Origin of the sequence: Mycobacterium sp. ELW1, from assembly GCF_008329905.1 — a bacterium.
Classification (GTDB): domain Bacteria; phylum Actinomycetota; class Actinomycetes; order Mycobacteriales; family Mycobacteriaceae; genus Mycobacterium.
Genome location: NZ_CP032155.1, coordinates 1,803,693 through 1,816,709, shown reverse-complemented (window position 1 = coordinate 1,816,709; position 13,017 = coordinate 1,803,693). Strand labels below are relative to the sequence as shown.

The 13,017-nt window shown below is 63.9% G+C and carries 6 protein-coding genes; 5 read left to right on the top strand and 1 reads right to left on the bottom strand.

What is annotated here, in order from left to right; genetic code table 11:
• Positions 1-171 precede the first annotated feature (171 nt).
• The gene (locus D3H54_RS08355; protein WP_149378648.1) at positions 172-1,263 is read left to right on the top strand and encodes a hypothetical protein; all 1,092 of its coding nucleotides are present in this window, start codon (positions 172-174) and stop codon (positions 1,261-1,263) included.
• Positions 1,264-1,947: 684 nt separating this feature from the next.
• Positions 1,948-2,433 (top strand): PGRS repeat-containing protein, encoded by a 486-nt coding sequence (locus D3H54_RS08350; protein ID WP_149378647.1) that lies wholly within the window; start codon positions 1,948-1,950, stop codon positions 2,431-2,433.
• Between the two features lie 455 nt (positions 2,434-2,888).
• Here D3H54_RS08350 and D3H54_RS08340 read toward each other — a convergent pair whose 3' ends face one another.
• A complete protein-coding gene (locus D3H54_RS08340; RefSeq protein ID WP_149378646.1) occupies positions 2,889-4,655 on the bottom strand; it encodes an AMP-binding protein in 1,767 nt (588 codons plus the stop codon).
• Between the two features lie 350 nt (positions 4,656-5,005).
• On the opposite strand from D3H54_RS08340, the gene pks2 reads away from it, so the two are divergent.
• The 3 genes from pks2 to D3H54_RS08325 are packed head-to-tail and all read left to right on the top strand — an operon-like array spanning position 5,006 to position 13,014.
• Positions 5,006-11,314, top strand: a complete 6,309-nt coding sequence (gene pks2 / locus D3H54_RS08335; RefSeq protein ID WP_149378645.1) for a sulfolipid-1 biosynthesis phthioceranic/hydroxyphthioceranic acid synthase — start codon at positions 5,006-5,008, stop codon at positions 11,312-11,314.
• Between the two features lie 25 nt (positions 11,315-11,339).
• Positions 11,340-12,014: a methyltransferase family protein gene (locus tag D3H54_RS08330; RefSeq protein WP_149383418.1), complete on the top strand. Its 675-nt coding sequence runs from the start codon at positions 11,340-11,342 to the stop codon at positions 12,012-12,014.
• A 58-nt stretch (positions 12,015-12,072) separates the two neighbouring features.
• Positions 12,073-13,014 (top strand): metal-dependent hydrolase, encoded by a 942-nt coding sequence (locus D3H54_RS08325; protein WP_149378644.1) that lies wholly within the window; start codon positions 12,073-12,075, stop codon positions 13,012-13,014.
• Positions 13,015-13,017 lie beyond the last annotated feature (3 nt).

Here is a 13,017-nt window from a genome sequence, read left to right as displayed (position 1 = left end):
GGCAGGATACGGATCCCCGGACGCAGTTCTGACGCGCCTAGTGACCCCACTATCGGACACGCGGCGTAGCCACCGACCGAGATGAGTGGGTGATTATCCGACAGAAACGCTGTACGCTCCACTCGCGTCAAGTACAGTCGATGCCAGCAAAGATGTCTTTACCAATAGGGCGTGTTGATGAATCCGGTTTGCGCTAAAGGCGGGAAGCTTCTGGGCGCCGTGGTTTCGGGGGCGCTTTTGGCCGGAGCCGTCAGTGCGGCCCCGGCCGCTAATGCAACTTGCTTCTCTGCTTTTGGACTAGGCAACGGAGGCGGATGCACGAGCAATCTGACCAGTGTCGCCATCGCAATCGGGAACGGCGCTACAGCCAACGCATTGAACGGTTTTTTCAGCGGCGCCTTCTCATTTGGCACCAATGCGGTCTCCACGACAACACTCAGCGCGCTGAGCTTCGCGACGGCGATCGGAGATGGGGCGAACGCGTCAGTGCTGCCCGGATTCCTGAACGTGGCTTGGCAGCTGGGTCGGGGCACGTCGTCAGCGTTGGGCGGCCTGAATTTCGCTATCGGTATCTTGGTCGGTGCGAGCGGCCCACAGTCGATCGGCGTCGTCGGAGTTGGGAATTTCGCCTTCCAACTGGGACCGGGCCAGATGACCAACATCGGCAGTCTCAATCTTTCCCTTGCGACGGCCGTGGGCGGGGACGGCACAAAGACCACCGGCGCGGGCGGCTTCGGGAATTTGGCACTCAACATAGGTGACGCCGGCACCGCGCTGACGCAAGGCTTCTTGAGCTCGACGACAAACATTCTCGGCGCCAGTTACGTTGTGGCACAGGGTATCTTGTCAGCCGCCGGGAACGTCCTGGGCAACGGCAATACCGTGTCGACTCGAGGCAGCGTCTTCCCGAACACCACTTTGAGCCTGGCGTTCAACTTCTTCGGCGATAACAACACCGTGGCCGCAGGCGTGGGTCCGATTGCAATCGCCGGCGCGATCGGCCAGAACCTCCAGACCATCCTCCGGTCCCTGCCCGGCATCAACATCAACGGAACCACCAGCGGTGCGGCAGCGGTCGCCGCAAGCAAGAAATCCTCCGGTAAACCGACCTCTATAACCAGCACGGCGACGGCGGCAAAAGGAAAAGGTACGGCGCGTGCAGCGTCAGCCACTCCTCGCGGTCAAGTGAAGGCCACGTCGTCCAGCGCAGGCGGCAAGAAGGCGGGCACCGGCACCGCTAAGAGACCGTCAGCACGTGGCTAGAGGTAGTAGGAGAAGCTCCACGCACGACGCGAGTTGCCCCGCTCAAGGTCCATCCCCGACGTTCGAGAGTTTGCCACAGCGTCTAGTTTTGCGTTGCTACCATATGACACTCAGACATCAGCGAACATCGGGGACTCCATGCGAGCACGGCACCGTGCTGACAAGCGGGCCAAGCCCGATGCGCCGCGCATAATCGCCCGCCATCGCGCACAGCAGCATCCCAGCAAAGTATCGGCCTGGCTTGGCGCAAGCGCTCTCGCTGTCGGTGTCTGCGCATCGCTGAGCGTGGCGACTGGAGTCGCCCACGCCGACTCCAGTGCGGGCCAATCGACAACATCGACCCCGGGCACTACGAAACCGACCCTGGGTAAGGCAGGTCGCTCCACGCCGCCGAAACGCCCGGGCACCGGTAAGGCGCGCACCGGTCCCACCAACAAACCAGGTTCGACGACCCAACCCGAGTTGAGCGCCGGCGGGAGCGTTGGTGCTCGCCGTCCCAGCACAAGAGCTAGTGAGACCACGTCGACCTCACTGCCCACCGTGACCGCGGGCGAAAGTCCGCGCAACACCGGCGCTGCGACGGTAAGCCAACCGGGCGTTGCGCGGTCGCCCAGATCCGCCGCGGCTGCTACCCAACCCGCGGCGGATGCTCCCGTCGCGCCGCCGAATCTTTCGCTCAACAACGTGATCCAGGCGATTGTTGCGTTCGCCCAAAACGGCGGCAATGGCGCGAATGTATCCGTCAGCTTCCAAGACATCATCACCGCCCTCGCCACTAACCAGTGGCAAGGGCGTCCGATCATCGGCAACGGCGCCGACGGGACAGCGGCGAGCCCGAACGGGCAGGCCGGAGGCTGGCTGCTGGGCCAAGGCGGCAAAGGCTACTCGTGGACAACAGTTAACTGCGCCGACAGCTCTGGATGCGTTGGCGGAAATGGCGGTGCGGGAGGGCTGATCGGCGACGGCGGCAACGGTGGCGATGGCTTCAACGGCGGTGCCGGCGGAAACGGCGGATCCGCGGTGCTGTTGGGCGTCGGTGGCCGAGGCGGGTCCGGCGGCGCCAATAGCGCGGGCGTCGGCGGCCAAGGCGGTGTGGGCGGAAATGGCGGCCTCATAGGCGGGAGCGGAGGCGGTGGCGGAGCCCGGCGGGGATGGCGATACAGGTGGTAATGGCGGTGCGGGTGGCTCCGTCATCAGCTTCGGCTTCGGATACTTCACCGGCGCCTACCACCCAGGAAGCGTTGCGGGCGGCGACGGCGGCGACGGCGGCGACGGTAAGAACGGCGCCGGCGGCACCGGGGGAATGGGCGGCGCCGCCGTTCTTGCGAGCGACCCTGTGTGGGACAAGCTGTTGTCAGCGGTTGAACAGGTGACGGGAACCTCAGCCGCCGGCAGCGCCCATGGAGGAAAAGGCGGGGCCGGCGGTGACGGCACGACCAGTGGAGGGGCTGGCGGACCCGGTGGTCTTGCCTATAACTACAGCCTTGGCAATGCGGCGGGTGGCAGAGGCGGCGTCGGCGGCAACGGAACTACGGCAGGCGGTACAGGGGGTGCGGGTGGCGTCGCCTGGGCAGCAAGCGGCCTAGCCAGCGTCGGCACCGACGGCGGGAATGGAAACCCGTAGCTCAACCGTCCAGGCGGGCAAACTGCTTGCGCAGGTAGAGATCAATCGAGCTCTGTCGCCGGAGCTTGCCACTCGTGGTGACGGGGATCGATCCCGGCGCAACCGGAACGACGTCGCTGGCAGCAATGCCGTGCGCACTCGAGATCGCCGAGACGACATCCCGCTTGATGCCTTCGAGATTCTGCCTCACTTCTTCCTCGGTTTCGCCTCTCGACCGGACTTCCATCACGACCACCAGCTTCTCGATGGCATCGTCGGGGACGGCGACCGCGACACAGCGGCCCTTGGTTATCTCCGAAACCGTCGCCTCGATATCTTCCGGGGCGTGGTTGCGGCCGTAGATGATCAGAAGATCCTTGATGCGGCCCACAACGAACAATTCGCCGTCGCACATAAATCCGATGTCTCCGGTCCGAAGCCATGGTCCTTCGGGTGTACCCGCCGAGGGCCCGACAATCGTGGCGCCAAACGTGCGGGCGGTCTCCTCGGGCTTTTCCCAATACCCAGCGCTGACGTTGTCGCCGTGGCACCAGATCTCCCCTGTCCTGCCCTCTGGCACCTCGACACAGGTGTCCGGGTCAACGATCCGCAGTACCGGCGAGCGCGAACTGATGGGGCCGTCGTAGCTGACCAGGGGCGTGCCGTCCATGCTGTCGCACCGCTCGGCCCTGCCGTCGGCAAGGGCGTCGGTATCGAAGTAGACAACTTTGATCGGATCCTCCGGCTTCGGAGTCGCCATGTACAGGGTGGCCTCAGCCATGCCGTAGGACGGCTGAATCACCGTCTTATTCAGATTGAATCGGGCGAACCTGTCGGTGAACCGCTTGATAGTCACCGGCTGAACTCGTTCGGCCCCGCTTTGGATGGTGTGCACTCCGCCGAGATCGAGACCCGCCATATCTTCGTCGGCGGTCTTCCGCGTCGCGAGATCGAAAGCGAAGTTCGGCGCAGCGGTGAACGCGCAGGGGTTGGTCGCCAACAACTGCATCCAACGCGCCGGCCGGACCAAGAACGATGCCGGGCTGGTCAACACGGCGCTGGTGCCCAACACGATCGGCGAGCAAACCCCCAGGATCAGTCCCAGGTCATGGAAGAACGGCAGCCAAGACACAAAAGTCAAGTCCGGCGGGGTGACGCCGGCGTGCCTCGAATAGTCCGTGGTTATCTGCTGCAAATTTGTGAAAAGATTCGTGTACGAGATCATGACGCCAGCCGGTGACCGGGTCGAGCCCGAGGTGTATTGCAGGTAGGCAGTGGCGTGGGGATTGTCGTTCTCGTACATCGCCGGCGACCCGGGGCGAGGCGGCGCATCCAAATCCAGCAAATCGACCTCGATGATCGCTGGGGGCCTCTGTCCTGGCTGTGCAACGGTAGACCGGCGCACCTCGGCAGCGACCGATGAGGTGGTGAGGACGGCAGCTGGCGCCGCATCGCGCATCACCGAATCGACCCGCTCGTCGGTGACGCCGCCCATGGGAACCGAAAGCGGTACCGGGATCACCCCGGCGTGGAGCGCGCCCAGGAACCCGATGATGTACTCCAGGCTCTGCGGCGCGATGATCATCGCGCGATCGCCGGGCGAGGCACACAGGCTGAGCTCACGAGCGACATTGGCGACCCGTCGATACAACTGCGGCCAGGTCAAACTGGTCGGAACGCCGGCCCAGTCCTGCTCATAATCGATGAAGGTGTATGCCATGTCGTCGGGCTGCAGGCTGGCACGTTCGCGCAGCAGAGCCGGTATCGATGCCTCGATCGCCTGTGTCACGCGAAGCAAGCTATCAGTAGCTGTCCCCGCAACGCCTTCGAACGGAGAAGTTCAGTGACGCGCCCGTCAGCATTGCTAGTCGCGCGAAAACCGGATGACGGCAAACCATGTTGACTAGCTCCGGCGAGCTGAGCGAGTTGCAATGCACCGGTCAATTTCAAAAGTGTGTCCGATGCCCCTGCAAGGACTGCTAAATTTGCGCAGGCGTTAACCTCCGTCGCTTGGGGCTGGGATGGTGAATGTCCTTCGTAGCATCTGCTGTTTGCCATTAGGAGTTGTTCTGGATGGGTTCCATCGGCAGTGCCAACACCGAGGCTGACCGTCTAGACGCGGTGATCGTGTCTAGGTCTATGCCTGACCGGGCCGAAACTCCGATCGCGGTGATTGGCATCGGTTGTCGGCTCCCTGGGGACATCGATTCGCCCGAGCAACTTTGGGACGCACTGCTGCGCGGCGACGATCTGGTGACCGAGGTCCCGCCCGAGCGCTGGGACAACGACGAGTTTTACGACCCGCAGCCGGGGACGCCGGGCCGGACTACTTCGAAGTGGGGCGCATTCCTTCGTGACGTCGCCGGATTCGATGCCCAGTTCTTCGGCGTCAGCGACCGCGAGGCGAGCGCGATGGATCCTCAACACCGCTTGCTGTTGGAGACAGCATGGGAAGCGATGGAGCACGCCGGCCTGAATCCGGACGCCGTCCGAGAGTCACTGACAGGCGTGTTCGTCGGATTGACGCATTACGACTACGAGATGGTGTCGAACGCTACTGAGGCGATGGAAGGGCCGTACGGCGTGCCGGGGAACACGTTCGCCTTGGCCGCTGGCCGCATCGCATACACGTTGGGTTTGCGGGGCCCCGCCGTAGCGGTTGACACAGCATGTTCCTCGGGCTTGTTTGCGGTGCATGCGGCGTGCCGCAGCTTGATCGACGGGGAATCTGATCTGGCGTTCGCGGGCGGGGCGTACGTGATGTTGGATCCCCGAAAGTTTGTCGCTGGTACGGCGGCGGGGCATTTGTCGCCGACCGGTCGTTGCAGTGCCTTCGATGTAGCCGCTGACGGATACGTCGGTGGTGAAGCAAGTGCGGTGGTGTTGCTCAAGCGACTAGCCGATGCCGAGCGCGACGGGGATCGGGTGTTGGCCGTGGTACGGGGTACGGCGGCCAACCAGGACGGCCACACAGTCAACATCTCGACCCCGTCGGTGAGTGCACAGACCGCGGTGTACCGGGCCGCCCTGCGGGCGGCGGGCGTCGACGCCGGCAGCGTCGGGATGGTGGAGGCGCACGGCCCCGGGACCCCAGTAGGCGATCCCATCGAATTCACCAGTCTCAGCGCCGTTTACGGGATCGACCGACCCTGCGCGTTGGCGTCGGTGAAAACGAACCTCGGGCACACCCAGTCGGCCTCTGGCGTTGTGGGTCTGATCAAGGCGGTTCTTGCTCTGCACCATGGTCTGGTCCCAAAGAATCTGCATTTCACCGCGCTGCCCGACGAACTGGCTCGCATCGAGACCAATCTGTTTGTGCCGCAGGAGACCACGCCGTGGCCAACCGACCACCTACTGCCGCGACGGGCGGCCGTGTCCTCCTACGGGGTATCGGGCACCAATGTGCACGCCATCTTGGAACAGGCGCCGGTCAACACGGCCTCCGGAGGATCTGGGGCCAAGAACGCACCCGGCGGCGACACCGCGGTTGAGAAAAAACCGCTGCTGTTTGCGCTCTCATCCACATCCGCCAACGAATTGCGCCGCAGCGCAGGACGATTGGCCGACTGGGTGCAAACGAAAGACGATGTAGCGCTGCCGGACCTGGCCTACACGCTGGCACGCCGGCGGGCACATCGTCCGGTGCGCACCGCGGTGGTCGCCAAGAACCGACCAGAGCTGACGGTGGCATTGCGCGGCGTGGCCGACGGAGACAGCCCGTTCGAGGCAGCGGTCGGCCAGGACGACCGAGGCCCGGTCTGGGTCTTCTCCGGGCAGGGTTCTCAGTGGGCGCAGATGGGTGCGGAGCTGCTGCGCAGCGAACCGGATTTCGCCGCAGTCGTCGCCCAGATCGACCCGCTGATAATCGCCGAGTCCGGCTTCTCCGTGACGGAGGCGATGACCGCGCCTGACGTCGTTGTCGGAATCGACCGAGTGCAGCCGACACTGTTCACAATGCAGGTCGCGATGGCTACGGCATTGGCCGCGCGTGGGGTACGTCCGGGTGCGGTCATCGGCCATTCCATGGGGGAGACGGCCGCTGCGGTGGTGTCGGGCGCACTGTCGCTACAGGATGGCGTGCGCGTCATCTGCCGACGATCACGATTGATGGCCGGCATCTCCGGGTCGGGTGCGATGGCGTCGGTGGAGCTGCCGGCCAAGCAGGTGCTCTCCGAGCTGACGATGCGCGGAATCAAAGACGTGGTGGTGGCAGTGGTGGCGTCGCCCCAGTCCACCGTGATCGGTGGGGCAACGGAGACCGTGGCCGAGTTGATGAGCATGTGGGAGAGCCGGGATGTGATGGCTCGCCGCGTCGCGGTTGATGTGGCCTCGCATACCCCGCAGGTCGATCCGATCCTCGACGAACTCTCCGAGGTGCTGGGTGACATCACGCCGTTGACACCCCGCGTCCCCTACTACTCGGCGACCGGGTTCGATCCGCGGGAAGAACCGGTTTGCAACAGCAAGTATTGGGTGAAGAATCTCCGCAGCACCGTGCGGTTTTCCGCAGCGGTGCGTGCGGCAATGGAGGACGGTTACCGGGTCTTCGCCGAATTGGCGCCGCACCCGCTGCTCACCCACGCAGTGGAGCAGACTGCGGCCAGCTTGGACGTACCGCTCGTGACACTGGCCGCAATGCGCCGCAACCAAGATGCACCAAATGGGCTGGCCAACTTCACCGCCGACCTGCACAGTGCCGGCGCCGCGATCGATTTCGCGGTGCGCTACCCGCACGGACAGCTGGTGGACGCGCCCCTGCCCACATGGACACATCAGCGGCTCTGGCTGGAAATGGATGATCAACGGCGCACCGGGCGTGCGCATACCGTCTCTGTGCATCCGCTGCTTGGTTCCCATGTGCGTCTACCAGAACAGCCCGAGCGCCATGTCTGGCAGGCCGATGTCGGCTCCGCCGTCCATCCGTGGCTGGTTGATCATGGGATCGGCGGAGTGCCTGTGCTGCCCGGGGCGGCCTACTGCGAGATGGCTCTGGCTGCCGCTCAATTGGTGCTCGGCGAGGGTTCGAAGGCCGTCGAGGTCAGCGATCTTCGTCTCAGCCAGGCACTGCCGGTCGAGGAGCACACAACCGTCAGCACGTCGGTCTTGCTGTCGGCCCCCGGGGTCGCGGAGCTCACTGTGTCGTCCGACTCCGGCCAGGAATTCCTGCACCTTGCCGAGGCCACTTTACGTAGCGTCGACGACGAGGCCCCGCTGGCCGGCTATGACCTGGCCGCCCTGACAGCCGCGCACCCGCGCCCGACGGACGGTGAAGAAGTTCGGGCAAGACTGGCTCGACGCGGTGCGCAGTACGGTCCGGCATTTAGTGGTTTGGCGGCCGTGCATGTCGACGGTGCGGCTGGCAGCGTTCTCGCTGCGATCGCCCTACCCACCCAAATACGTTCTCAGCGAAATGTTTACGACGTGCATCCAGCCCTTTTGGATGCCTGCTTCCAATCGGTGGAGGCCATCCCCCAGACGAGCGCGTTCGACGTCAACGCTCCGGTACTGCCTTCGGGAATGCGCAGCTTGCGAAGCTATGGGGGCCTGCGTAACGCTCAATTCTGTTACACGCGCCTTACCAACGTCGACGACACGGGATTCGACGCAGACATCGACGTCCTCGACGGCGACGGAACAGTTCTGCTGCGTGTGGACGGCCTGCACTACGGCACGGCTGACTCGGGTGACACCGGCAACCAGCGATTGCTACGCGAGCGGCTGCTCAGCATCGACTGGCATCGGCGAGAACTCCCGGAAGCAGATCATAGTCAGACTGGCACCTGGCTCCTCGTCAGCACTGGCGACGACGATTCAGCGGTCAGCCCGCTCGTCAACGCGCTGAAAACCAATGGTGCGCCGCCGGTCACAGTCCACTGTCCGCAGAGCGACAACATAGCTGGCCCGGACCGGATCACCGAACATCTTCAAACTGGGGACGTCGCCGGAGTTGTCATCCTCACTGCGCCCGCCGTGAGCGGCAGAGCTGAAGCAGACCCAGTCGCACGCGGCGCTGCCTGTGTGCACCATCTGGTGAGCATCGTCCAGGCGGTGCTGTCCGAGGGCACGCAGGTGCCGCGGCTCTATGTCGTGACCCGCAATGCCCGTAGCGTCCTTGACACCGACGTACCGAACTTGGAGCAGGCCGGGGTGCGCGGAATGCTGCGAGTCGTGGGCTCGGAATACCCCCAGGCGCAACCGACTCTGATCGACATCGATGACACGACGGATCTCGAGCATGTGGCAGCTCAATTGTTGTGCGCATCGCCCGAAGACGAGACCGCCTGGCGTGACAACACTTGGTTGGCTGCCCGGATGATCGCCGCGCCGCTCGGTCCCGAGAACCGGCACACTGCCCTCGCCGAATACGGACGTGACGGAATGCGTCTACAGATTCGCACCCCCGGCGACCTGACTACCCTTGAATCCGTCGGCTACGAGCGCGTTGCGCCGGGCGCAGGCCAGATCGAAGTCGCCGTCCACGCTTCCAGCCTCAACGTCACCGACGAGCTTGTCGCGAAGGGCCAGTTCCCGCGTGCCGACGACTTGCCGCTGCCGCTGCTCGGATCGGATTTCGCCGGCGTGGTCACCGCGGTCGGACCCGATGTGACAGAGCACAGAGTCGGAGATCGGGTCGGCGGGTTGTCGGCGAACGGCTGCTGGGGAACCTTCGTCACCTGCGACGCCCGTCTCGCGATCCGCCTGCCTGCCGAGCTGAGCGACCAGCAGGCCGTCGCGGCGATATCCACCACGGCCACAGCATGGTACGGATTGCACGAGCAGGCCAGAATCTCTGCCGAGGACCGGGTGCTCATTCATTCGGCAACCAGTGGAGTGGGTCAGGCCGCCATTGCGATCGCTCGCGCGGCCGGAGCGCAGATCTTCGCAACCGCCGGAAACGACGAGTGCCAACAATTACTGCACGACATGGGAATTGAACATATCTACGATTCCCGAAGCACTGGTTTCGCCGACCAAATCCGCGCCGACACCAATGGTTACGGCGTGGACGTAGTGCTCAACTCACTGACCGGGCCGGCGCAACGTGCAGGTTTGGAGCTTCTCGCTATCGGCGGGCGGTTCGTCGAGATCGGCAAGAGCGACGTATTCGGCAACACGCGCCTGGGATTGCTGCCTTTCCACCGCAATCTCGCTTTCCACTACCTCGATCTGGCAATGATGTCGTCGAGCCACCCCAACCGAGTCGGCCGATTACTGAGCACAGTGTTCGCTCTGGTAGCCGACGGGACGATGCCGCCGGCTGATTACACCACCTACCCGCTGACCGAGGCGGCTACCGCCATCGACGCGGAAAGCGCCACCCGGCGGCCCGGAACAGTTCTTCTCGAGGTCCCCCAAAGCGGGCAGGTCAAGGTGGAACGGCCCGCCGAGAACGTCGTTCCATTCCGCGCTGACGGCGCCTACATCGTCACCGGCGGACTCGGTGGCCTCGGCTTGTTCCTGGCCGAAAAGATGGCAAACGGCGGAGCAGGACGCATCGTGTTGTCGTCACGCTCTCAGCCCAGCCGCAAAACGCTGGAAACGATCGAGATGATCCGCTCCATCGGCACCGACGTCGTGGTGGCCTGTGCCGACATTGCTGATCCCGCCACGGCCGCTCAGCTGATTGCATCTGCTACCGCGACCGGGCTGCCGTTGCGCGGAATCCTGCACGCTGCAGCAGTTATCGACAACGCCACCGTGGCCAACACCACCGCCGATCTCATTGACCGGGACTGGAACGCCAAGGTTCGCGGCGCGTGGAACATGCACCAGGCGGTCGAGGACTCCGCGCAATCGCTGGACTGGTTCTGTTCCTTCTCGTCGGCCGCGGCTCTGGTCGGCTCCCCCGGTCAGTGCGCGTACGCTGCGGCCAACAGTTGGCTGGACGCCTTCGGAGACTGGCGCCGCGCACACAACCGGCCCGCTACCACGATTGCCTGGGGCCCCTGGGCCGACATCGGCGCCGCCACCACATTCGCCGAAAACACCGGCCAGGCAATCACTCCCGACGAGGGAGCCTATGCGTTCGACAGCCTGCTGCGCTACAACCGAACCTACGCCGCATATGCGCCTGTCATCGGCAACGAGTGGGTTATCGAGTTCGCCCGACGCAGCCCGTTCGCTGAAAGATTCGGCACGACCGAACCCAGCACGACGGGCACGACGAAATTGCGCACCGAACTCGACGGACTGCCCCGTGAGGAGTGGCCCAGTCGGCTGCGCCGGCTGATATCCGATCAAGTCAGCCTCGTCTTGCGCCGCACCGTCGACCCCGACCGGCCGCTGTCGGAGTATGGCGTCGACTCACTGGGCGCAATGGAACTGCGTACCCGCATTGAAACGGAGACCGGCATCCGGCTGACTGTCGGCGACCTCGCAGTCGGCACTGTCCGCGGATTGGCCGAATTGCTCTGCGAGAGAATCGCTCCGAGTGAAGTATCTGCCTGAGCCCGCGGCAGTCGAAGGAGAACCAGTGAAGGCGCTGCTTAACGTTGCATTCGTCGGGCTCGTCCAACTCCTTGTGATCGGGGCACTCTTTTTCATCCCTGCCGGCACGCTGAGTTACTGGCAAGCCTGGCTCGTGGTGGTGGTATTCGTGGTGACCGCATTTGTCCCCAGCCTCTATCTGCAAGTCACCAGCCCCGCAGCGATGGAACGCCGAATGCGCAGCGGGCCGACGGCCGAAGGCCGAACCGCACAAAAAATTGTCATGGTTGGCCTCTACCTATCTTTGGCCGGGGCGTGCATCGTCAGCGCTCTCGACCACCGCTACCACTGGTCAAGTCCCCCGATCGCGGTGTGCCTGGTGGGCGTGGGCCTGGTCGCCGCAGGACTCGGTACGACCGTGCTGGTCGTCAAGCAGAACAACTACGCCTCCACCACAATTCAGGTCGAAGCCGACCAGCAAGTCATCAGCACCGGCTTGTACGGCCACGTTCGCCACCCCATGTACACCGCGAACACCCTGATCCTCACCGGCCTTCCGTTGGCGCTCGGCTCCTACTGGGGATTGATCTTCCTGGTCCCCGGCATCCTCGTGCTGATCTCTCGCATCCGAGATGAAGAGAAACTTCTCGTCGAGGAACTCCCCGGGTATCGGAGCTACACCCAACAGGTTCGACATCGCCTTGTGCCGGGCATGTGGTAGCGCGGACCAATGTCGACACGGTCGAGAATCCCCGTACAGAAAGTAACTGCTGCTCAAGATGACTGACCTGCATGTGCGGAAGTTGCGATTCGGATTCGCTGATTACGACGTGCCATTCCTGTGGAACGAGTCCGATCCGACATTCTCCGCGGCGACGAACGCGCTGTCGTTCCTGTTTCTCGGCATCGAGAAATTGATCACCATGACCGTCAACGAGGCGATGCCGCTGATCAAGGACCCGGCGGTACACGAAGAGGCAGAAGCGTTCGTCCGGCAAGAAAGCCAGCACAGCATGGCCCACCGACAGCATGCGAAGGCCCTCATCCGGAGTCACCCCGCACTCGGTGCCACGCTCGACGAGGTCATCGCAGAATACGGTCGTTTGGCCACAACCACGCCCCTGGAATACCGATTGGCCTACATCGCCGACATGGAGGCGACGTTTACGCCGGCATTCAAACTGATCCTCGATAACGCCGACACTTTGTTCGCGCCCGGCGATGACCGCGTGGCGTCGCTTCTGCTGTGGCACTTCGTCGAAGAAATCGAGCATCGGAGTTCTGCGCTCATCATCTTCGACTCAGTTGTCGGCAATTCGTGGTATCGCATGCGGCTCGCGCCGGCCGTCTTTGGGCATGCCACCTCAGTGGTGGTAAGGACCGCCCAAGGTTTCAATGAACACGTGCCGCTCGACGACCGGCAAGTCGACGCGATGTCGATGTTTGGAAAATACTGGAAGGTCGCCCTCGTGGAGCGGTTTCCATCCCTCAAGAACCTCCTGGCCGTCGACATCCCCGACAACGGCCCGTACCTCAAGGCGTATCGCCAAGTGCCGCTTCGTGAGCAGCTGACCGCGGTCTATGGGGTTGTACGCAGCCAGATTCCCGGTCACAAGCCTGCCAAGCAGAAACTGCCGGCGTTGGCTGCCGAATGGCTCGCTCGCTACGAGGCCGGCTACGACGTGACGCGCTGGTACACCGCCACCCGCAACGACGGCTGAAAG